Source organism: Pseudomonas svalbardensis, from assembly GCF_030053115.1.
Classification (GTDB): domain Bacteria; phylum Pseudomonadota; class Gammaproteobacteria; order Pseudomonadales; family Pseudomonadaceae; genus Aquipseudomonas; species Aquipseudomonas svalbardensis.
On the sequence record NZ_CP125619.1, the window covers coordinates 3,859,141 to 3,879,193 of the forward strand.

General features: G+C 59.0%; 21 protein-coding genes and 4 pseudogenes. 11 read left to right on the forward strand and 14 right to left on the reverse strand.

Features of this window, described 5'->3' with window-relative positions; all coding sequences use genetic code 11:
- Positions 1–8: 8 nt before the first annotated feature.
- From QFX16_RS17775 to QFX16_RS17785, 3 genes are all read right to left on the reverse strand, one after another.
- Positions 9–839: a carbohydrate ABC transporter permease gene (locus QFX16_RS17775; RefSeq protein WP_007936731.1), complete on the reverse strand. Its 831-nt coding sequence runs from the start codon at positions 837–839 to the stop codon at positions 9–11.
- Positions 840–849: 10 nt separating this feature from the next.
- Entirely contained in the window at positions 850–1,776 is a 927-nt protein-coding gene (locus QFX16_RS17780; protein WP_046055095.1) for a carbohydrate ABC transporter permease, read from the reverse strand.
- 145 nt (positions 1,777–1,921) lie between these two features.
- A complete protein-coding gene (locus QFX16_RS17785; RefSeq protein ID WP_283184597.1) occupies positions 1,922–3,229 on the reverse strand; it encodes an ABC transporter substrate-binding protein in 1,308 nt (435 codons plus the stop codon).
- A gap of 287 nt (positions 3,230–3,516) precedes the next feature.
- Between QFX16_RS17785 and QFX16_RS17790 the strand changes: the two genes are divergently transcribed.
- From QFX16_RS17790 to QFX16_RS17805, 4 genes and pseudogenes are all read left to right on the forward strand, one after another.
- Positions 3,517–4,467 carry an AraC family transcriptional regulator gene (locus QFX16_RS17790; protein WP_283180725.1) on the forward strand — a complete coding sequence of 317 codons (951 nt, stop codon included), beginning with the start codon at positions 3,517–3,519 and terminating at the stop codon, positions 4,465–4,467.
- A gap of 71 nt (positions 4,468–4,538) precedes the next feature.
- The gene (locus QFX16_RS17795) at positions 4,539–5,438 is read left to right on the forward strand and encodes a carbohydrate kinase family protein (RefSeq protein ID WP_283180726.1); all 900 of its coding nucleotides are present in this window, start codon (positions 4,539–4,541) and stop codon (positions 5,436–5,438) included.
- Between the two features lie 152 nt (positions 5,439–5,590).
- Positions 5,591–6,031, forward strand: a complete 441-nt coding sequence (locus QFX16_RS17800; RefSeq protein WP_283180727.1) for a hypothetical protein — start codon at positions 5,591–5,593, stop codon at positions 6,029–6,031.
- A gap of 88 nt (positions 6,032–6,119) precedes the next feature.
- Positions 6,120–6,215 (forward strand): annotated as a pseudogene (locus tag QFX16_RS17805) (helix-turn-helix domain-containing protein); the annotation flags it as partial.
- Between the two features lie 122 nt (positions 6,216–6,337).
- Here QFX16_RS17805 and QFX16_RS29560 read toward each other — a convergent pair.
- A pseudogene (locus tag QFX16_RS29560) lies at positions 6,338–6,586 on the reverse strand (hypothetical protein); the annotation flags it as partial.
- Positions 6,587–6,920: 334 nt separating this feature from the next.
- Between QFX16_RS29560 and QFX16_RS17815 the strand changes: the two are divergent.
- Positions 6,921–7,382, forward strand: a complete 462-nt coding sequence (locus QFX16_RS17815; protein ID WP_283180729.1) for a DUF3574 domain-containing protein — start codon at positions 6,921–6,923, stop codon at positions 7,380–7,382.
- Positions 7,383–7,471: 89 nt separating this feature from the next.
- Here the strand turns inward: QFX16_RS17815 and QFX16_RS17820 are convergent, their stop codons facing one another.
- Positions 7,472–8,545: an NAD(P)-dependent alcohol dehydrogenase gene (locus QFX16_RS17820; RefSeq protein WP_283180730.1), complete on the reverse strand. Its 1,074-nt coding sequence runs from the start codon at positions 8,543–8,545 to the stop codon at positions 7,472–7,474.
- 156 nt (positions 8,546–8,701) lie between these two features.
- Here QFX16_RS17820 and QFX16_RS17825 point away from each other — a divergent pair, with 156 nt between their 5' ends.
- A complete protein-coding gene (locus QFX16_RS17825; RefSeq protein WP_283180731.1) occupies positions 8,702–9,628 on the forward strand; it encodes a universal stress protein in 927 nt (308 codons plus the stop codon).
- A 166-nt stretch (positions 9,629–9,794) separates the two neighbouring features.
- Here the strand turns inward: QFX16_RS17825 and QFX16_RS17830 are convergent, their stop codons facing one another.
- Together QFX16_RS17830 and QFX16_RS17835 are read right to left on the reverse strand one after the other, a co-directional pair.
- Entirely contained in the window at positions 9,795–10,607 is an 813-nt protein-coding gene (locus tag QFX16_RS17830; protein ID WP_283180732.1) for a class I SAM-dependent methyltransferase, read from the reverse strand.
- Positions 10,608–10,644: 37 nt separating this feature from the next.
- Positions 10,645–10,914 carry a DUF4242 domain-containing protein gene (locus QFX16_RS17835; protein ID WP_283180733.1) on the reverse strand — a complete coding sequence of 90 codons (270 nt, stop codon included), beginning with the start codon at positions 10,912–10,914 and terminating at the stop codon, positions 10,645–10,647.
- A 310-nt stretch (positions 10,915–11,224) separates the two neighbouring features.
- Here QFX16_RS17835 and QFX16_RS17840 point away from each other — a divergent pair.
- Positions 11,225–11,413, forward strand: a pseudogene (locus tag QFX16_RS17840) (helix-turn-helix domain-containing protein); the annotation flags it as partial.
- Positions 11,414–11,422: 9 nt separating this feature from the next.
- Here QFX16_RS17840 and QFX16_RS17845 read toward each other — a convergent pair.
- The 3 genes from QFX16_RS17845 to QFX16_RS17855 all read right to left on the reverse strand — a co-directional run bounded on the left by QFX16_RS17845 (position 11,423) and on the right by QFX16_RS17855 (position 13,398).
- Positions 11,423–12,652, reverse strand: coding sequence for a cytochrome c biogenesis protein DipZ (locus tag QFX16_RS17845; RefSeq protein ID WP_283180734.1), 1,230 nt, complete (start codon positions 12,650–12,652; stop codon positions 11,423–11,425).
- A 221-nt stretch (positions 12,653–12,873) separates the two neighbouring features.
- A complete protein-coding gene (locus QFX16_RS17850) occupies positions 12,874–13,086 on the reverse strand; it encodes a hypothetical protein (protein WP_283180735.1) in 213 nt (70 codons plus the stop codon).
- 48 nt (positions 13,087–13,134) lie between these two features.
- Complete coding sequence (locus QFX16_RS17855) at positions 13,135–13,398, reverse strand: DUF2790 domain-containing protein (RefSeq protein WP_283180736.1); 264 nt, start codon at positions 13,396–13,398, stop codon at positions 13,135–13,137.
- A gap of 305 nt (positions 13,399–13,703) precedes the next feature.
- Here QFX16_RS17855 and QFX16_RS17860 point away from each other — a divergent pair, with 305 nt between their 5' ends.
- From QFX16_RS17860 to QFX16_RS17870, 3 genes and pseudogenes are all read left to right on the forward strand, one after another.
- A complete protein-coding gene (locus QFX16_RS17860; protein ID WP_283180737.1) occupies positions 13,704–14,444 on the forward strand; it encodes a response regulator in 741 nt (246 codons plus the stop codon).
- Positions 14,441–15,742: an ATP-binding protein gene (locus QFX16_RS17865; RefSeq protein ID WP_283180738.1), complete on the forward strand. Its 1,302-nt coding sequence runs from the start codon at positions 14,441–14,443 to the stop codon at positions 15,740–15,742. Before QFX16_RS17860 ends, QFX16_RS17865 begins: the two co-directional genes overlap by 4 nt.
- A 71-nt stretch (positions 15,743–15,813) precedes the next feature.
- Positions 15,814–16,224: pseudogene (locus QFX16_RS17870) on the forward strand (LysR substrate-binding domain-containing protein); the annotation flags it as partial.
- On the opposite strand, the gene QFX16_RS17875 reads toward QFX16_RS17870, so the two are convergent.
- The 4 genes from QFX16_RS17875 to QFX16_RS17890 form a co-directional block, all read right to left on the reverse strand.
- Complete coding sequence (locus QFX16_RS17875; RefSeq protein WP_283180739.1) at positions 16,145–16,741, reverse strand: DinB family protein; 597 nt, start codon at positions 16,739–16,741, stop codon at positions 16,145–16,147. The pseudogene QFX16_RS17870 and the gene QFX16_RS17875 overlap by 80 nt on opposite strands.
- A gap of 256 nt (positions 16,742–16,997) precedes the next feature.
- On the reverse strand, positions 16,998–18,116 hold the full coding sequence (locus QFX16_RS17880; protein WP_283180740.1) for an NAD(P)/FAD-dependent oxidoreductase: 1,119 nt from the start codon (positions 18,114–18,116) through the stop codon (positions 16,998–17,000).
- A gap of 16 nt (positions 18,117–18,132) precedes the next feature.
- Complete coding sequence (locus QFX16_RS17885; protein ID WP_283184662.1) at positions 18,133–18,291, reverse strand: hypothetical protein; 159 nt, start codon at positions 18,289–18,291, stop codon at positions 18,133–18,135.
- A 122-nt stretch (positions 18,292–18,413) separates the two neighbouring features.
- Positions 18,414–18,782: a DUF6124 family protein gene (locus QFX16_RS17890; RefSeq protein WP_283180741.1), complete on the reverse strand. Its 369-nt coding sequence runs from the start codon at positions 18,780–18,782 to the stop codon at positions 18,414–18,416.
- Between the two features lie 769 nt (positions 18,783–19,551).
- On the opposite strand from QFX16_RS17890, the gene QFX16_RS17895 reads away from it, so the two are divergent.
- Positions 19,552–19,848 carry a hypothetical protein gene (locus QFX16_RS17895; RefSeq protein ID WP_283180742.1) on the forward strand — a complete coding sequence of 99 codons (297 nt, stop codon included), beginning with the start codon at positions 19,552–19,554 and terminating at the stop codon, positions 19,846–19,848.
- Positions 19,849–20,053: the final 205 nt, after the last annotated feature.

Below are 20,053 nucleotides of genomic sequence, written 5' to 3' on the forward strand. Positions count from 1 at the left end.
TTTAAGGACTATTTCACGGCGCCGAACGACAGGCCGCGGACCAATTGTTTCTGGCTGATCCAGCCGAAGATCAGGATCGGCGCGCAGGCCAGCGTCGACACCGCCGACAACTTGGCCCAGAACAGACCTTCGGGACTTGAGTACGAAGCGATCAACGCGGTCAGCGGTGCGGCTTTCGACGAGGTCAGGTTCAAGGACCAGAAAGCCTCGTTCCAGCACAGGATCAGCGACAACAGCACCGTGGACGCCAGGCCGCCCTTGGCGATTGGCAGCAGCACCCGGACCATTTCCTGCCACAGCGTGGCACCGTCGAGGCGCGCGGCTTCGAGGATGTCCTTGGGGATGTCTTTGAAGTAGGTGTAAATCATCCAGACCACGATCGGCAGGTTGATCAGCGTGTAGATGACGATCAGCGCGATGCGCGTGTCCAGCAGGCCGAAACTCTTGGCCAGCAGGTAGATCGGCATCAGCACGCCCACCGGTGGCAGCATCTTGGTGGAGAGCATCCACAGCAGCGTGCCTTTGGTGCGTTGGGTTTCGTAGAACGCCATCGAGTACGCCGCCGGCACCGCGATCAGCAGGCACAGCGCTGTAGCGCTGAAGGAAATCACCACCGAGTTCCAGGCGAAGCTGAAGTAATCGCTGCGCTCGTTGATGTGCAGGTAATTCTCCAGCGTCGGGGTGAAGATGAACTGCGGCGGCGTGGCGAAGGCATCGATTTCGGTTTTGAAACTGGTCAGCACCATCCAGAAGATCGGGAAGAAGATCAGGATCGCGATGGCCCAGGCCAGGGTGCCGAGCAGCAGGCTTTGCAGACGGCGGGATTGTTGAAGGGTCATGGCGCAGGCCTCAGGCTTTGTCTGTCAGGTTTTTGCCGATCATGCGCACCAGCACGATGGCCGCGATGTTGGCGATCACCACCGCGATCAAACCACCGGCGGACGCCATGCCGACGTCGAACTGCACCAGCGCCTGGTTGTAGATCAGGTAGGCGAGGTTGGTCGAGGCGTAGCCGGGGCCGCCGTTGGTGGTGGTGAAGATTTCGGCGAACACCGAGAGCAGGAAGATGGTTTCGATCATCACCACCACCGCAATCGGCCGTGCCAGGTGCGGCAAGGTCAGGTGCCAGAAAATCGCGATCGGCCCGGCACCGTCGAGGCGCGCAGCTTCCTTCTGTTCCTGGTCGAGGGACTGCATGGCGGTCATCAAGATCAGGATCGCAAACGGCAGCCATTGCCAGGACACAATGATGATGATCGACAGCAGCGGGTAGTGCGCCAGCCAGTCCACCGGCTGCGCGCCGAACAGCTTCCAGACGTAGGCGAGAATCCCGGACACCGGATGGAATATCAGGTTCTTCCAGATCAGCGCACCGACGGTGGGCATGATGAAAAACGGCGAGATCAGCATCACCCGGACGATGCCGCGACCGAGAAACTCACTGGCCTCCAGCAGTGCACTGATCAACACGCCGAACACCACGCTGATCAACAGCACGCTGCCGACCAGCAACAAGGTGTTGGTGGCGCCGGGCAGAAAACCCGAATCGCTGAGGAAGTAGCTGAAGTTCTCAAGCCCGACGAACTCGTTCTCGCCGGGGTAGAGCAGGTTGTAGCGGATCAGCGAGAAGTAAACGGTCATGCCCAGCGGCACGATCATCCACAGCAGCAACAACGCCACCGAGGGGCTGACCAGGAACCAGCCGGGGTTGGCCAACCGGCTTTTACGCACCGGTTGGGGAATGTCCATGTGAGCTTTGGCAGTTGAAATATTCATGGCGATAGAACCGATAAGGAACAGACATATGAAGATCAACTGTGGGAGCGAGCCTGCTCGCGAAAGCGGTGTTCCAGTCGCCAGAGATGCATCGGATGTACCGACCTCTTCGCGAGCAGGCTCGCTCCCACATTGAAATGGCGGGTTACTTGGGGTAACCGGCGCGCTTCATTTCACGTTCGGTGGAGGCCTGTGCGGCGGCGAGGGCTTGATCAACCGACATCTGCCCGGTGAGCGCCGCCGAAAAAAGTTTCCCTACAGACGTGCCGATCGCCTGGAATTCGGGAATGGTGACGTACTGGATGCCAACGTAAGGAACAGCCTTGATCGATGGGTGCGCGGGATCTGCGTGCTGCATCATCTGCAAGGTCACTTGCGCGAAAGGTGCAGCCTTCAAATAGGCCTCGTTGTAGGTGGACTGCCGCGTGCCTGGCGGTACGTTGGTGATGCCGTCCTTTTCAGCGACAAGCTGGATGTATTCTTTCGACGTTGCCCACGTGATAAAGGCCTTTGCGGTGTCTTTGTGTTTGGAGGTTGCCGGTATCGCCAGCGACCACGCATACAGCCATGACGAACCTTTGTCGGTCACCTCAGTCGGTGCAGGCGCAAAGCCCACACTGTCGACAACCTTACTCTGCTCTTTATCGGTGGTGAACGAGCCCGCGACGCTGGCATCCACCCAGATCGCGCATTTACCGCTGTTGAACAGCGCGAGGGTTTCGTTGAAACCATTGCTCGACACGCCCGGCGGCCCAAACTTCTTGAGCGTATCAACGTAGAAGTGCGCCGCTGCTGTCCACTCAGGGCTGGACAGTTCCGGCTGCCACTTTTCATCGAACCAACGGGCACCAAAGGCGTTGGCCATGGTGCTCATCAGCGCGATGTTCTCGCCCCAACCGGCCTTACCGCGCAGGCACATGCCGTACTGCCCTTTGTCAGGCTGGTGGAGCCTGGAGGCAAATTCGCCGAGCTGCGTCCAGGTCGGGTGCTCCGGCATGCTCAGGCCTGCTTGCTTGAACAGATCGGTGCGGTAATAGGTGATCGTGCTTTCGCCATAGAAAGGCAAGGCGTAGAGCGTGTTGTTGACTGACAGGCCTTGGCGTACCGAAGGGAAGATGTCTTCCAGGTCGTACTCGGGTGGCAGCCCCGTGATGGGCTCGAGCCAACTCTTGGCCCCCCAAAGCGGCGTTTCATAGGTACCAATCGTCAGCACATCGAACTGTCCGCCCTGAGTGGCGATATCGGTGGTCAGGCGCTGACGCAGGACGTTTTCTTCCAGCACCACCCAATTGAGCTTCACATCAGGATGCTGCTGTTCAAACACTTTGGAGAGCCGCTGCATCCGGATCATGTCGCCATTGTTGACGGTGGCAATGGTCACTGTTTCAGCGGCTTGACTGACAAGGGCGAAGGATAGGCCAGCGGAAAGGAAAAGCGCTTTCGGGATTTTCATCGTAGTGCTCTCCGCTCCGCGCCTTGAACGACGGGAGCTATTATTTTTGTTTGTTAACCACCGCTGATCAAATACGTCTGACCGGCAATGGTGGACGACTGGATTACAACAGCTTAAAAAAGCCCGGACAAACGCATAGCGGATGCTCATCTGATACTTTTTTAACCGAACGCAGCAGAGCGGCCCGAGATCAAAAAAGTATCAGTTGCAGGCAATACGTGAGCTAGCAGGTGCCGGACGAGTAGGCGTATGTTGGTCACATTCGAAGAACAAAAAAGGGGCATGAGATGCCTGATTCCCGAGCAACCCTGTTTGAGCAGCGACCCGCCGAGCTCGAGGTCATTCTTCCAGAGCCCGATCATTGCTTTCGCTGGTACGAACACGATTACCCCTACTCCCTGGCTCGCTGGAACCATCACCCTGAATTCGAAATTCATCTGATCCGCCAAGGCAGCGGCAAGCTCGTCGCGGGCGATTACATCGGTGCGTTCGGTGCAGGTCACGTGGCGCTCATCGGCCCCGACCTTCCCCATGACTGGATAGGGGATCTCGCGCCAGGTGAATACCTGGCGGGGCGCGATGTGGTGCTGCAGTTTGATGGCGCAGCCATTTTGGCCTTACGCGCAACGATGCCTGAGCTGGGCGAGCTGCAAAACCTTTTCGAACAAGCACGTCGCGGCCTGGAATTCACCGGGACAACGGCTGCACAGGCAGCACGACTGCTGGAAGACATAGGCCCGGCGCAAGGGCTCGAGCGTTTGATTCTGTTCCTGCAATTGATCAACGCGCTGATGAAAGCCCCCTCGCCTGACGTTCACTTGCTCGCCAGCGCGTGCTACGCGCCCACCCTGGATGCCCGCAGTTCCGAGCGCATCAACAAGGCATTTGACTATCTACTGACTGAGCTCACAGGCGACATTCGCCTGTCGGTTATCGCTCAGCGCCTGGAGATGAGCGAGCCCGGTTTTTCGCGTTTCTTCAAAAGGATTACCGGCCACGGCTTCATCGATCTCATGCGCAAGCTCAGGGTTCAGCGCGCCTGCAGGCTGTTATTGCAAACAGAGAGGTCAGTGGCGGACATCTGCTTTGAGGTTGGCTATGAAAACCTTTCTAACTTCAACAGGCACTTTCGCATCGAAATGGAACAGACACCGAGCGAATATCGTCGAGCAATGGCGATGACGTTATTCAATCGCAACGGTGCTCACCCCTCCCTGCCTTTCAGCAACGCCCATTGAGTGAATGATGCCCCGCGATCGACTCCGATCAGCCAGCAGCACTCCTCTGAGAAAACATTGAGGAAATGACGATGGTATTGCCTCGCGCAGTCGTATTTGGCGAAGCCCTGACCGACCTTGTCCAAGGCATCCCCGGACAATGGAAAGGCTATCCAGGCGGCGCGCCCTGGAACGTTGCACGAGCGCTAAGTCGCTTGGGCGTCAGCAGCGCTTTCGCAGGCTCTATCAGCACGGACTCCCTGGGCGACGAGATCGCCCGGCAGTCAGAGGCGGCAGGTCTGGACGGGCGATTTATCCAACGAGTAGACCGAGACCCCTTGGTGGCCATCGTTCCATCGAGCCGCCCTCCACGATATTTTTTTGCTGGAGATGCCGATCAGTTTTTCGATCCGGGTCTGATGCCGGAAGGATGGATTGACCATGCCCTGGTGTGCCATTTCAGCTGTATCAGCCTGACTCGTCAGCCGCTTGGCGACCGATTGGTAAAACTCGCTCAGCAGGCCAAAGACGTGGGTAAACGGATTAGCTACGATCCGAACTGGCGTAATTTGATGGACAGCCGTTATCGGCAGCAGACGTTCCCGACGATGACCGCCCTGGCCGACATGATTAAACTTTCCGACGAAGACCTTCGGCACCTTTATCCAGGGCTCACCGAACACCAGGCATTGGACGAGCTTCGCGCACTGAATCCAGTGGCTGAAATCCTGTTTACCCGAGGTGAACACGGCATGGTTCTCTATACCCCCAACAGGCGGTACGAGCAGCCGGCTATCGCCGTAGACGTGGCCGATACGGTAGGTGCAGGAGACGCTTGCATGGCCGGTTGGCTGGCATCGGAGTTGCTCGGAATGACCGATTTGGCGGATCGCTTGCGATTTTCATCAGCTTGCGCATCCCTGTCCTGCCGCCATGCCGGGGCCCACGCTCCGACGTTGGCCGATGTGACAGAGTTAATTAATGCGCCATAATCTTGAAGACACGCCGCTCCTTCACTACTGTAATTTGCATTGACATTGGACGGGGCTGGACCGGGTTCCGGTGCTACGCTTTCATTTCCTCGAATAGAGAACGAAGCGATGTCCACCGAACTCACAATCCCCAGACTTTCACGACTGTAGCCATGAAACGGATCCTGATCGGTGGTATCACCGTAGCGATTATCGGCACGATGACGTATGGATTTTTCCAATGGAAAATCGTCGAAAGCCAAAAACAGGACATGCTGTGCGGACAGGCCAAGCAGACGCTGAAAGGCGTGGAAATCCGGGCGCGGGCGTTGGCTGCCGGACTGTCTGTAGAAGCCTATGGCAAAGCTGAAGAAGACGAAGTGGCGACACTCATTGGTGCGCTCGACGCCGCCAAGAGCGACGCTGAGGTCGACTCGGTCATAGAGGCTCACGCTGCCACCATCGAAGCAGAGGATAAGGCTATTGACGCTCAGGTTGATACCCGAGGCGATCAGACATTCCTCGAGCAACGACTCGTGAAACAGCGGATACCGGTCGACGTTAAACAAGAACTGCAACGCGCCGCGAAGGCCGTTAGCGTCATGTGCAGTTAGTGTTCAACAGTGCCCTACCCCACGGCCCCCAAGTAACAGTTCTGGATATCCTCGCGCGCGGCCAACTCGGCCGCCGAACTTTCATCCCCTGTTCTATGCCGACCAGCCCCACCGCAACCGCAACCCGGCCGACAGTCAGGCAGTGGCCTATCTGGTGGTGACGTACCCAGAACGCCTGGACTGAACGAAAAACAATGTGGGAGCGAGCTCCCACAGGAATCTCTTTCACAGGGATCTGTGGTGTTTGCTGGAATGCAAAAGCCCCGGCGGCTGTATGACCGCGGGGGCTTTTTTATGCTTCAGGGATCAGCAGGTGCAGCACATCAGCGGCTTGCCATTGCAGCTCATCATCATCGGCATGCTGCAGTCGTTCATCATTTTTATCATCAGGATGCAGCAGTTTTTCATCATGTCCATGTTCATGCCGGCCATCGGCATGATTTTGCACATCATGCAGTCGGCCATCAGTGTGCATTCCATCACGCACTTCATCGGTGGCATCGGCATCCCCATCATCGGCAGCATTGGCATGGTGGTGTTCATCGGCATTTGCATTTGCATGGCGTTCATCTTGGTGTTGCTCCCTGAAGGATTGAACAGTTGGACGAAGCTGATGGAGTGAATTCTAAGGACTGACGCAGAGGCGACAAGATGATGATCGAACAGCAAAAACGGACGTTAGAACCGCCCAAGTGGGGCCTTCAGGGCAATCATTGCTGTTACAACGACCAGGCCGCTGTTATCACGGCCCCAGACAAAGTCATGGCGCGTTTTTATAGGTCATGGATATGCGAACAACAGCTATATAAATAACCGAAAGAAATAATCGATCTAAACAGGATCCGGTTTTTTTAAATTCAGCTGCCTATCAGCTCAATAAGGACGTGCCATGCCTAAACGCCTTTTACTGGCCGCACTTTTCCTGGCAGTTGCCGGGTGTGCCAGCCCGCCGCCCGTTTCCGTTCATACAAAAGATCCCGCCAGTTCGACACTGCAAGGCGATGCCTCGCGTCCGGCACAGGCGCAATGGGTCCGCACCGAACTGTATTTTTCGGTGGGGCCATTGGAGAGCAAGGAAGGTGTGATCAGCCCCGCTCGCTGGCGCGAGTTTCTCGATCAGGAAGTCACACCACGCTTTCCGGACGGTTTCAGCATGCTGGATGCCTACGGCCAGTGGCGCGACCACGGCGCCAGGGAGCCGGAGCGCCTGGGCACCAAAGCCATCGTGATTGTCCACGAGAACGATGCCCGGCATGGCAATGACATCGAAGCGATTCGCCTGGCCTGGAAGCGCATGACCGGCGATCTGTCGGTACTGCGGTTGTCGCAACCGACAGAGGTTTCTTTTTAAGCAGCCGAGATTTACCGGGTGGAAGCTGATCGGCTCAATGCCAGAGACTCGGCAGAAAACACTTGAGTGTCGGTCAGCTTCGGACTACCTCAAGGCGTAATCGCAACCTTCATCACCCCGTCCCGCTGATGCGCAAACAACTCATAGGCGGCTTCGATGTCGTCGAGTTTGAAGCGATGCGTCACCAGCGACGACAGGTCGACGCCACCGCTTTGCACCACCGCCATCAACCGTCGCATGCGTTCTTTTCCGCCGGGGCACAGGGTGCTGACGATGCTGAAATCCCCGAGCCCCGCGGCAAAGGCTTCGAGTGGAATGCGCAGATCACTGGAGTAAACCCCCAGGCTGGACAAACGACCACCGGGGCGCAACACCCGCAGTGCGGACTCGAAAGTGCCTTGAGTGCCCAGCGCTTCGATGGCCACGTCGACACCTCGACCGTCGGTCAGGGCCATGATCTGCGCAACCACGTCGCCGTCCTTGAAGTTGACCACGTGGGTCGCTCCCAACTGCCGGGCGACGCTCATTCGTTCAGCGACAGTATCGATGCCGATAATGGTGGTGGCGCCCTTGAGGCGCGCGCCGGCCACGGCACATAGGCCGATTGGCCCGAGGGCGAACACCGCGACGGTATCGCCAATCTTGACCTCGCCCCGCTCCGCCCCGGAAAACCCCGTGGACATGATGTCCGGGCACATCAGCACCTGTTCGTCGCTGAGGCCATCGGGGATCGGGCACAGGTTGGCCAACGCATCCGGCACCAGCACATACTCGGCCTGGCAGCCATCGATGGTGTTGCCGAACTTCCAGCCACCGGCAGCGCGAAAGCCATGGCGGGTGTCCGGGCCATCCTGTGAGCTGCAACCGCACAGGCAGGCGTAACTTTGTCCGCTGGGGGTAATGGCGCCGGCAATCACCCGCTGTCCTTCGACAAAACCACGCACCTGCGAGCCCAGCCGTTCGATGATGCCCACCGGTTCGTGACCGATGGTCAGCCCTTTAGCCACCGGGTATTCACCCCGCAGGATGTGCACGTCGGTGCCGCAGATCGTCGTGGTGGTAATGCGGACCAGCGCATCCAGCGGCCCGACTTCGGGGATCGGTTTGTCATCCAGCACGATGCGGTTTTTCTCAACGAATATCGCGGCTTTCATGGTTGCCATCGGGGTTCTCCTAAGCGTTCACGTGCGCTTGAGTTCAGCACGAACCTCAGCCTGCACCCGGTTTACGGACGGGAGGTTGATCATGGTCAATACTTAGAGACTGGATGTACGTCGCACGAGCCGCACGTCGGGCGGCTAATCCACGGGAGGTTCATCATGTCTGGTCAATCCCGCTTCATGCTGGTTGCATCACCGCTGATGGAACACAGCCCTGCTTTCGACAGGGCCGCTGCGCTGGCCAAGGCCGAAGACGCCGCGCTGCACATCGTCGCCTTCGACTATCTTGAAGGCCTGGCAACCGCCAGTCTGGTCAACGAAAAGGCCCTGGAACAGATGCGCCTGGGCTACGTCGATCGCCATCGCCAATGGCTTGAGGAACAGGCCCGCCCCTTGCGCAAAATCGGTGTCCACGTCACCACCGAAGTGGCCTGGGTCGAACGCCCGCTGGAGGAAATCCTGATTCACCTCAAAGAGCTGCCGATGGACGTGCTGATCAAGGCGCTGGAGCACGAATCGCTGCTGTCGCGGCTGATGTTTACCCCGCTCGATGTGCATTTGCTGCGCGAATGCCCGGTGCCTCTGCATTTCGTCAGCCACGCCGTGCACGCTTTGCCGCGAAAGATCGTCGCGGCGGTCGACCCCTTTCATCGCGATGACCATTACAAAACCTTCAACGACCGAATCCTTCACGAAGCGGCGAAACTGGCGAGCGCCTGTAATGCCGAGCTCGATGTGGTCTACGCCTATGACCTTTCATCCATCAGCGCCGACGAATTCGGCTTTGACAACGGGTCGGCATTCTTCTCGTCGGGCAAGGCCAAGACCGTATTCGATTACCAGGAGGATGCCTTCAACGACTTGGCCGAGCGCAACGGCATCGCGCCGGAGCAGCGGCACATGATCATGGGCAACCCGGCCAAGGTCCTCACCCGCTATGCCGACGCCTATGACGTTGACGTGATTGTCATGGGCCGGATCGGCCATCGCGGCATGGGCCGGCTGATCGGCAGTACGGTGGAGCATCTGCTGTACAAAATGCCGTGCAGCGTTTGGGTGGTGTATACCGAGCGGCTGGATGAGTAATTGATCCCTACAAAACACCACAAATCTAATGTGGGAGCGGCGGTGCGACGATTCGACTTGCTCGCGAAGGCGGAGTGTCAGGCAACATCATTGTCGACTGAGACACCGCCTTCGCGAGCAAGCCCGCTCCCACAGGGGTTTTGCATTGTCATAAAGCTTGTTCAGGTCAACGCCGCGTAATCACCACCTCAAGGTATTCACTCGGCACCACCAGCGATTTTTCTCCCGCTCTGTTCATGCGGTTGATCAGTTCGGTCAGGTCGTTTTCCAGCGCTTGGGCGCCTTCGGGAGGCAGCGCTGCGAATGCTTTGTGGACCGGGCCGTACCAGCTGCGGAACGTGTCGATGAAATGCGCGGCCGAGCGGTAACGGAAGTTGAAGGTCTTGCGCGTCACCTGGAGCAGAAAGTCACGCTCGTCGAACTGCGTGTGCAGCCAGGCTTCGGTGCCCCACTGCGAAGGCGGTTGAGCGCCCGGCGGTGGCGGCAGGTGGCGGCCGAGGGTCTTGAACATCTGGCCGACAAAACCTTCGGGCGTCCAGTTGGCGAGGCCGATCCGCCCTCCGGGGCGACAGACCCGCGCCAGTTCCGCGGCGGCCTTGGGCTGGTCCGGCGTAAACATCACACCGAAAGTCGAAAGCACGACATCGAAGCTGGCATCCTCGAACGGCAAGGCTTCAGCGTCGGCCACTTGAAACGTCACGTCCAGGCGTTCCGCCCTGGCCCGGTCTTCGCCGCGTTCCAGCAGCGCGGCCACATAGTCGGTAGACGTGACGTGGCAACCACGGCGCGCGGCAGCGAGCGTCGCATTGCCGTTGCCGGCGGCCACGTCGAGCACGCGTTCATCGCAAAGCAGGTCGCAGGCCTCGGCCAGTTGCTCGCCGACAATCTGCAAAGTGGTGCCGATCACGGCATAGTCGCCACTGGCCCAAGAGGCCATTTGACGGTTTTTCAAGGCAGTAAGATCAATGGGTGTACTCATGAATTCCGCTCCGTTGCGGGTTGGAACGCAACCCGGCTTATTCGGCCGTGGTGGGATCGATGATGGCCGTGACCTGGGAAATGCGGTTGGCCGGGAAATCGCTCTGCCTGGCGTGTTCCTTGATCAACTCTTCGTTGGGCGCGATGTACACGCAGTAGAGCTTGTCGCCGGTGACATAACTCTGCTGCCACTGCACCTCTGGCAAGTCGCGCAACGTCCTGCAGGACTTTTGCGAAGCCGCTTTCAAATCCCTTTCTGACAGTGTTCCAGCACCTGGATTCTCGCGTTCTATGACGAACTTCGGCATGGCAACCTCTCATTCTTGTTATTGATGACAGGGTCGGCAGACCCTGAGTGCCAACTATCGCGCCGGGCAACGCTGGCGTCCTGCCCGATCGTCGGCCAACCCTGCCCGATCGTCCGGAGATTTCAGGCTCCGGCGCGACAGGCTCACAATCAAGCTCCCCACCCAAAGCTGCCCGCCAACACGGGAAAACCACCATGGACGCCCTGTCTCAGACGCTGCGCGTCGTCCGCCCGGTCGGCGCGATTTTCATCAATGCCAGGTTCACTGCACCCTGCTACCAATCGCCGAGCGCCGACACGGCGGCGAAGGTGTGCTGGCGGCCAACCTGTTACGCAGCAGTAACAGCTCGTTGATGCGGATTGCCGAAGAGGTGGGCTACCAGACCGACACGGCGTTCAACCGGGCGTTTCGTCGAGAGTATGGAGCGCCACCGGCGGCGTGGCGGCGCAGTCAGGAGAAAAAACCAATGGCCCACAGCGTGCAGCCTGTGAGCCATTGATTTGAAGGTTTATGCGGCGGGTGCGGAGGCTTTGGCGTCGGCCTTGGCCTCTTCCAGCAACTGCTGAATCATCTTCTCCTGAGTCTCGTAGCGACCTTCACCGAAGTGGGTGAAACGCACCTGCCCCTTGGCGTCGATCAGGTAGTGAGCCGGCCAGTACTGGTTGTCGAAGTTGCGCCAGATCGCGTAGTTGTTGTCGATGGCCACCGGGTAGGTAATGCCGAGCTTTTTCACCTGATCCTTGACGTTGTCGATGATGCGCTCGAAACCGTATTCAGGGGTGTGGACGCCGATCACCACCAGGCCATCCTTCTCGTATTTTTTCGCCCAGTCCTTCACGTACGGCAAGGTGTGCTGGCAATTGATGCAGTCGTAGGTCCAGAAATCCACCAACACCACTTTGCCTTTCAGCGAATCGTTGCTCAGCGCCGGTGAGTTGATCCATTCGACCGCCCCGGACAGCGACGGCATGGCGCCTTTGGCGTTGTCCATGGACGAGTCTGCGTTGACCTTGCTGATGAAGTAATCGACGACTTTCGGCACGGTTTCCAGCACGCGTTGCTCAACCGTGGTCACGCCTTCGGACGAGGTGCCGGCCAGCAGTGTTTTGTCGGCACCGGTGGAAATCACCACCGCAGCCGCCAGCACCGCAACACCCGAACCACGACGCAGCCAACCGGTGACCGGGATCGACGACTTCAATCGATTGACCAGGCCGCGACCAGCGAAGATCAAGGTGCCCAGGGACAATGCGCTGCCCAGGCCGTACGCCACCAGCAACAGGCTGGTTTGAGCGTTTGCGCCTTGCAGCATGGCGCCCGTGAGGATGACCCCGAGGATCGGTCCGGCGCACGGTGCCCAGAGCAGACCGGTGGCAACGCCGATCATGATCGAACTCAACGGGCCGGACATTTTGCGGGTGTCCGGATCGAGGCGGTTGCCCAGCGCCACGAAGGGACGGGCCAGCCAGTCACCGACACGGGCGGAAATCAGCGACAGGGCGAACAACGCCATCACGATCAGCGCTACGTGGCGACCGGTGTTGTTGGCGTGTATCACCCACTCGCTGCTGACCACGGCCAGGCTGGAGATCAGGGCGAAGGTCAGGACCATGCCGCCGAGGGTGAGCAGGATCGAGGAACGTGTGCGTTTGACACCGGCGAACAGGAACGGCACGACCGGAAGGATGCAGGGGCTGAGTACGGTCAATATGCCGCCCAGGAAAGCGATGAGAAACATGGTTGTCACCTTGAAAATGGTGGTTAGGATTCGAAATTCACCCCTCACCCTAACCCTCTCCCCAAGGGGGCGAGGGGACTGACCGAGTGGTTTGGTAGAAATTCCGCGACCTGAAAGTCTGAGTCGAACTCACACTCTGAAAAGCATGGAGATCGGCTCCCTTTCCCCCTCTCCCCCCGTGGGGAGAGGGCTGGGGTGAGGGGTCGATTCCACTGACACCCTCAAGCCGTCTGGGTATCCAGCAACTGCCCCTGCGGCGTACGGCCCGAACCATCCTCTGCCAGAAAGGCGCTCCCACCCTTCTCCGCCACCGGCGTCAGTTGAAAGCAAGTCGCGCTGCCACAGCTTTTTTTTTCAACAGCAGCGTTGGCATGGGCAGCGGCGCCAGCCACGGAGAAGGCAATGGCAGTCAAAAAGCGGGTGATGTTGTTCATGACGTGCTTCCTGTTTCAATTGGGATGGGCAATGGGTCAGCGCAGGACTCAGTTGTCTGAGTTGCAGCCATCAGCAAATTTGCGATAGTCCAGAACCTGGGTTTTGTTATGGGAATCCAGGTAAGTCAGCTGGGCATCCACAACCCCACAGGAAGTCGAGGCGTCCTGTTTCAGCGACACCACTTTCTTGATGTCCAGGTGCGTGCCGTAGGTGTAGGTTTTAGCGGTGATATCGGCTTCGGCGCGGGCCGACAAGGTGCAGATGTTCAGGGCGGCAAACAGGCAAGCGGCGTAGACGGCTTTGGTGTTCATGGTGGTTTCCTCAAGGCTTCAATAGGTCAATCGTTGATTTGGCCGAGGCGACTTGGCTTGCCTCGATGGAACCTATTAGAAGCCCGCGAGGTATCCCGACTGTGTCGGGAACAGACGCGTGTAAATCGGTACGTATCAAAACCGGGCCGGGATACAGAGCGATACAAATGCCCTGAAAATGGGTGTTTTTGCGTCCACGTGTATCCGCCGATATGCCAGATACACTGCAATACAAAGGGCTACGGGCGAACGGGCCAAGGCTCGATAGACTGCGCGACATCCCCCATCTACAGAGGCCTGGCCAAATGCAACACGTCGATCACATTCTTATCGTGGACGATGACCGCGAGATCCGGGAACTGGTAGGCAACTACCTCAAGAAGAACGGTCTGCGCACCACCGTCGTGTCGGATGGACGGCAAATGCGCACCTTCCTGGAGTCCACGCCGGTGGACCTGATCGTGCTCGACATCATGATGCCGGGCGACGATGGCCTGATGCTGTGCCGTGAGTTGCGCGCCGGCAAGCACAAGGCCACGCCAGTGCTGATGCTCACCGCGCGCAACGATGAAACCGACCGCATCATCGGCCTGGAAATGGGCGCCGACGATTACCTGGTCAAGCCGTTCGCTGCCCGTGAACTGCTCGCCCGCATCAACGCCGTGCTGCGCCGCACACGGATGCTACCGCCCAACCTGGTGGTCACCGAAAGCGGTCGCTTGCTGGCCTTCGGGCGCTGGCGCCTGGACACCTCGGCCCGGCACTTGCTCGATGAGGACGGCACGATGGTCGCGCTCAGTGGCGCGGAATATCGGTTGCTGCGGGTGTTCCTCGATCATCCTCAGCGGGTGCTCAATCGCGATCAACTGCTGAACCTGACCCAAGGCCGCGATGCTGACCTGTTCGACCGCTCCATCGACTTGCTGGTCAGCCGCTTGCGCCAGCGCTTGCTGGACGATGCCCGCGAACCGGCCTACATCAAAACCGTGCGCAGTGAAGGCTATGTGTTTTCGCTGCCGGTGGAAGTACTCGGGGCGCCATCATGAGCTTCACCGTTCGTTGGCCCCGCACCCTCGCCTCGCGGCTGTCGCTGATCTTCCTGATCGGCTTGATTCTCGCGCAGGCGCTGTCTTTCGGCGCGCAATACTACGAGCGGTACGAAAGCACGAAGAACACCATGCTGGGCAATCTGGAAACCGACGTCTCGACCTCCATCGCCATCCTCGACCGCTTGCCGGCCGAAGAACGCATGAGCTGGCTGCAACAACTGGATCGACGTAACTACCGCTATTTGTTGAACGAAGGCTCGCCGGGCATGCCCATGAGCGATTCGCCCATAGCGATGACTTCGATCAAAGAGGCCATCGGCAAGGATTACCCGATGACGGTGACCGACATCCCCGGGCCGGATAAACATTTTCAGGTCCACCTGAAACTGGCGGACGGCAGCCCGGTAACCATCGACGTGCGACCCTCGATGGTGCCGTTGTCGCCGTGGTTACCCATCGTGTTGCTGGGGCAACTGGCACTGATGCTGATCTGCACCTGGCTGGCCGTGAGAATCGCCATCCGCCCCCTCACCCGCCTCGCCCAAGCGGTAGAGACCCTGGACCCCAACACCCATGCGGTGCACCTGGACGAAAAAGGCCCGACCGAAGTCGCCCATGCCGCCAAGGCCTTCAATTCGATGCAGGCGCGCATCGCCGCTTACCTCAAGGAACGCATGCAACTGCTGGCGGCGATTTCACACGACCTGCAAACCCCGATCACCCGCATGAAACTGCGTGCCGAATTCATGGACGACTCCGCCGAGAAAGACAAACTCTGGAATGATCTTGGCGAGATAGAACACCTGGTGCGCGAAGGCGTGGCCTATGCCCGCAGCGTTCATGGCGCCACCGAGGAAAGTCGCCGCACCCATCTGGATTCGTTCCTCGACAGCCTGGTGTTCGACTATCAGGACATGGGCAAAGACGTGCAGCTCGACGGTAAAAGTGACGCGGTGATCAACACCCGGCCGCACGCCTTGCGGCGAGTGCTGGTGAACCTGACGGACAACGCGCTGAAGTTCGCCGGCACCGCCGAGTTGTGGGTGGAAAAGAAGGCTGACGGCAGTTTGTCGGTGAAGGTGATGGACCGCGGTCCAGGGATTGCCGAGGAAGAATTGGCCCAAGTGATGGAACCGTTTTATCGCGTGGAGAACTCGCGTAACCGCAGTACCGGCGGGACCGGGTTGGGGTTGGCGATTGCGCAGCAGTTGGCGTTGGCGATCGGGGGATCGTTGACGTTGAGTAATCGTGAGGGGGGTGGGTTGTGCGCGGAGCTCAGATTACCGGCTCAGTAACATGATCGTTCCCACGCTCTGTGGGAACGATCGGTTACTGTGGCGAAGGGGCTTGCCCCCTCTCCACGGGTGACCTGAGCGTCAAGATCCTGCGCGGCGACAATCGTCCCGGCACCCTGACCCTGGATGAATACTGCGAACGTCCGCACGCGCTGGTGTCGTTTTCCGGGGACTTGACCGGGGCCATCGACAACGACCTCGCGCGCATCGGCCGCTCACGCCGGGTGGTGCTGGCGGTGCCGCAATTCGCCGGCCTGCGCGCCTTGCTGGCCGGCACCGATATGCTCGCCACGGTGCCGGACTACGCGGCGTGCGCGCTGATCGAAGGCAGCAGCCAGTTGCGTGCCGACGACCCGCCGTTTGACATCGTGCTGTCCGAGCTGTCCATGGTCTGGAACGGGGTCAACGATAACGATCCGGCAGAACGTTGGTTGCGCTCGCGAATTGCCCAACATATCTCGGCGCCGCTGCCGGGGCACTAACCGATGGGAAAGATGCGGGGTCGGTCTCTCGCAGGTACACCGGCAAGTCAGTGACCGGCGGCATGACCGGAATCTCGAAATACATTTGGATCACCCAGCCGCGGTGATAACTGGCGTGATTGACCACATGCATCAGTATCGCGCCGGCGCTCATGATGCCGCTTTCCCCCGAGACAAAACTGAACTCGACGGGTTTATCCAGCGAGGCATCGGTCTGTCGTTCGCTCCAGTCGCAATACCAGTGATCGATGACCTTTTGCGCCAGGCGCAACCCAGCGAGGTCGGGATGCAGCAGATCGTGTGAAGTTTTAAAGCCGTGCCCTCGGCCTTCGAGGTGGGCCTGCCAGATGCAGTCCACTACGTAGATGTGGTTCAGGGTGCCGATCATGTTCTTGAACACCGACACGCGCTCTTTATTGACCTCACCCGGCGGCAGTGCGGCCAGGCTGTCAAAGAGGCGTTGATTGGCCCAGCGTTTGTAATCGGCAAGCATGCGGGCAGTGCGTACGTTAATCATCGCAGGTCTCCCATTGTGATGGGCGCACTGCCAAGCATAGCCCTCAGGGCGAGCGGCATTGCAAACGCTGATTACCGGTCACTTCGCCGTAACACGGACTGTGTAGCAGCTGCCGAGCCTGCGAGGCTGCGTTCGGCTGCGAAGCAGTCGTAAAACCTGAGACCGCATTGCATCAGGTAGACCGCATTCGCCGGACTACGACGGCTTCGTCCGATCGCGGCCCGCGCCGAACGCAGCCTCGCAGGCTCGGCAGCTGCTACACCGGTCGTGGTGTGGCTAATATCGTCGTCACCCGATCAGCCAGCGCCAGGCAACTGGTCAACCCCGGCGATTCGATTCCGAACAGGTTCACCAGCCCCGGCACACCATGCTCGGCCGGGCCACTAATGACGAAGTCGGCCGCCAGCTCGGTCGGTCCGGTGATTTTCGGGCGGATGCCGCTGTAGGCGGGTTGCAGGCTGTTATCGGGCAACGCCGGCCAGTAGCGCCGGATCGCCTGATAAAACCCATCGGCTCGGCGTGGATCCACACGATAATCGACGTGATCGACCCATTCGACGTCCGGCCCGAAGCGCGCCTGGCCGCCCAGATCCAGCGTCATGTGCACGCCCAGTCCCGCACTTTCCGGGGCCGGATACACCAGATGCCGGAACGGCGCCCGGCCGCTGAAACTGAAATAGCTGCCCTTGCACAATCGTGCCTCGGGAACGTGCTGCGACGGCAGACCTTCAATCCGGCTCGCCACCTCAGGTGCCGGCAGTCCGGCGCAATTGATCAACTCGCGGCAGCTCAAGGTCATCGGTTGGGCGCCGCCCATCTGCAGTTCGAAACCTTGCTCGGTGCAACGGGCCGACGCCAGTGGCGTATGAAAAACCAGCGACGTGCCGCTGGCCTCGGCATCCGCCTGAAGCGCCAGCATCAGGGCATGGGAATCGACAATCCCGGTGGACGGCGACCAGAGCGCAGCGACGCAGGACACTGCCGGTTCAAGTTCCCGCGCCTGTTCGGCCTCCAGCCATTGCAGGTCATCGACGCCGTTGCTGCGACCCTGCGCCAACAACTTCTGCAAGGCCGCGCACTGACCGTCATCCGTGGCCACGATCAGCTTGCCCAGGCGCTGGTAATCGACGCCGCGCTCATCGCAAAAGGCGTAAAGGCGTTGTTTGCCCTCCACGCACAATTGCGCCTTGAGGCTGCCGCTCGGGTAGTAAATGCCGGCGTGGATCACTTCCGAATTGCGCGAGCTGATGCCCACGCCAATGCCCTCGCCCGCCTCGACCAGGATCACTTCCCGCCCGCTGCGGGCCAGGGCTCTGGCGACCGCCAGCCCGACCACTCCGGCCCCGACCAGCACGCATTCGATATCGATGCTCACCTGCCCTCCGCTCCTTTCACGCCAGCCCTCGTTCCCGATAATCGATCAGGCTGGAGAATATCGCCAGCAGCATGGCCATGACCACGAAGAAGATCAGCACCAGGAAATACGACCCGGTGAACGCTGAACATGCTGCGCATGACGAGGCAAGCGTGCAGCGATGCTGCAAAGGCAAGGAACCATGTCCGTGTGTTCTCGATTCAATGGACGTTGTTTTTCGTAGGAGCATGGCTTGCCCGCGATGGCGATCTCAAGAACGCCATCGCGAGCAAGCTTTGCTCCTACAGTGCCTGGCTGCTACCCAGGCTTGTGGTTATCCAAAACCCGATTGACCGCTAACTCACCCAACATGATCACCCGTTGCAGCACCAGCACCGTTTGCCGTCGCGGGCCGTCCGTTACGTCGGCGAGATCGTTGACCAGGGCGCTGGCTGATGCCAACGATTCACAGGCCTCGACGAGCAACGTTTCGTCATCCACCGCTGCGTCGATGGTGAAAATGGTGCTGGGTTTGCGGGGCGGTATCTGCGTTTTCGACGCCCCGGGGTTGAGGTAAAAGCTGAGTGCGCGGTCGGCCGCCTCTTTCATTTTCTTGGGGTCAAGATCAATAAAGGCGTCGTAGGGTACTGGACCGGTATTCGGGGGGTTGGGCGTAACTTTGAACATAGATGAAGCTCCTTGTTGCAGATTTTAAGGAGCCATCACCCTCGCTACCAAACGAAGGGTGGCGGCCATACGCGGGTTGGTAGACCGGCTGCAACAGGAAACCCGGCGCTCACAAAGGAGCCCCACGCATGACCACCATAAAAGCAGAGTCCCAAAAAAGAGACGGCATAAGGTGTTGCCATACGGCTGTTACAAGGCGGGCTACCAAACCCGATCACTGTTTTGCAGTGACCGGGAAACGATATAGCCTGCCCCATAGCCGCACAAGCCGGCGGATTCTGGCGTACGCGTAGGTAACGACGCAAGGTGTTGTAGCCGCTTATGACGTAACACCGAGTGTCTTTAAACGCGTGTCGTTAAACAGGTTTATGCACTGCGCCAGATCCGACGCCATCGCGAGCGAACTTTGCTCCTACGGTGCGCATCATAAAAATGACAATTAACTGTCATTTACCTGAACAAGTTCTAACTTCAATAACAGGATCCGACGTTTTTCCATTCAATTGCGTTTTAATCAACTATTGAAGGTTGACTTCACCCACCTGCCTGAGTAAATTGCGCGGGCCGGTTTCACAGGCCTTTTTTCAACTCACAAAAGAATCCAATGGACACAGTATCTAGTCGCTGCCGGGTGACTGCGAATTCGCAGGCTCTGGCACATAACCCAGAACATGACGGGACTCGACTTTTCGGTCGGGTGAGCTGCGCTAGAGCTTGATGCTCCACCGTAACTTGCCTCGCCGGCGTCAGTCCGGTCCAGAGGTATGTTATGAACTTCAAATCCACTGTAATGCCCGGCGTACGCGCCTTTGCCTCGACCATGCGGGTCAAGCTCTGCCGTGAGCGTCCTGCCACAGCCCGGGCCAGCGCACCGTTTTCCAGCCCATCCTCCCCTGCCAAGTCGCAACGGCGTGCCAACTGGCGCGTCTGCCCGATGACGGATCAGCTTCAGCAACGCTGGAGCCTCGACGATAGCCAGGAACCACCGAGTCGGCGCATCGCGCGCCTGTTCCAGCAGGCCGGCCTGATGTTCGGCCTGTTCCTCGGGGCGCGCACTTTCAATTGAACTGAAGGCACTTTAAAAGCCCTCCCTTAACGTTTTCCTTATCAAGGGATTCGGCAACTTCTTATTGCCTGTTAAATAGTGAGTTAGTTATGGACGAAGCCAGTAGACGGTTCGCTGCCCGTCACTTTCCAATCGACGGACAGCGAACATCAACTATTAAAAACGCAACGATCAGAATCGATCGCTTATTGGCGGCTCGACATAC

Bases quoted from the DNA above. Each gene is read 5' to 3' on its own strand.
- QFX16_RS17775 (WP_007936731.1), bottom strand. From the start codon at position 839: ATGACCCTTCAACAATCCCGCCGTCTGCAAAGCCTGCTGCTCGGCACC.
- QFX16_RS17780 (WP_046055095.1), bottom strand. From the start codon at position 1,776: ATGAATATTTCAACTGCCAAAGCTCACATGGACATTCCCCAACCGGTG.
- QFX16_RS17785 (WP_283184597.1), bottom strand. From the start codon at position 3,229: ATGAAAATCCCGAAAGCGCTTTTCCTTTCCGCTGGCCTATCCTTCGCC.
- QFX16_RS17790 (WP_283180725.1), top strand. From the start codon at position 3,517: ATGCCTGATTCCCGAGCAACCCTGTTTGAGCAGCGACCCGCCGAGCTC.
- QFX16_RS17795 (WP_283180726.1), top strand. From the start codon at position 4,539: ATGGTATTGCCTCGCGCAGTCGTATTTGGCGAAGCCCTGACCGACCTT.
- QFX16_RS17800 (WP_283180727.1), top strand. From the start codon at position 5,591: ATGAAACGGATCCTGATCGGTGGTATCACCGTAGCGATTATCGGCACG.
- QFX16_RS17815 (WP_283180729.1), top strand. From the start codon at position 6,921: ATGCCTAAACGCCTTTTACTGGCCGCACTTTTCCTGGCAGTTGCCGGG.
- QFX16_RS17820 (WP_283180730.1), bottom strand. From the start codon at position 8,545: ATGGCAACCATGAAAGCCGCGATATTCGTTGAGAAAAACCGCATCGTG.
- QFX16_RS17825 (WP_283180731.1), top strand. From the start codon at position 8,702: ATGTCTGGTCAATCCCGCTTCATGCTGGTTGCATCACCGCTGATGGAA.
- QFX16_RS17830 (WP_283180732.1), bottom strand. From the start codon at position 10,607: ATGAGTACACCCATTGATCTTACTGCCTTGAAAAACCGTCAAATGGCC.
- QFX16_RS17835 (WP_283180733.1), bottom strand. From the start codon at position 10,914: ATGCCGAAGTTCGTCATAGAACGCGAGAATCCAGGTGCTGGAACACTG.
- QFX16_RS17845 (WP_283180734.1), bottom strand. From the start codon at position 12,652: ATGTTTCTCATCGCTTTCCTGGGCGGCATATTGACCGTACTCAGCCCC.
- QFX16_RS17850 (WP_283180735.1), bottom strand. From the start codon at position 13,086: ATGAACAACATCACCCGCTTTTTGACTGCCATTGCCTTCTCCGTGGCT.
- QFX16_RS17855 (WP_283180736.1), bottom strand. From the start codon at position 13,398: ATGAACACCAAAGCCGTCTACGCCGCTTGCCTGTTTGCCGCCCTGAAC.
- QFX16_RS17860 (WP_283180737.1), top strand. From the start codon at position 13,704: ATGCAACACGTCGATCACATTCTTATCGTGGACGATGACCGCGAGATC.
- QFX16_RS17865 (WP_283180738.1), top strand. From the start codon at position 14,441: ATGAGCTTCACCGTTCGTTGGCCCCGCACCCTCGCCTCGCGGCTGTCG.
- QFX16_RS17875 (WP_283180739.1), bottom strand. From the start codon at position 16,741: ATGATTAACGTACGCACTGCCCGCATGCTTGCCGATTACAAACGCTGG.
- QFX16_RS17890 (WP_283180741.1), bottom strand. From the start codon at position 18,782: ATGTTCAAAGTTACGCCCAACCCCCCGAATACCGGTCCAGTACCCTAC.
- QFX16_RS17895 (WP_283180742.1), top strand. From the start codon at position 19,552: ATGAACTTCAAATCCACTGTAATGCCCGGCGTACGCGCCTTTGCCTCG.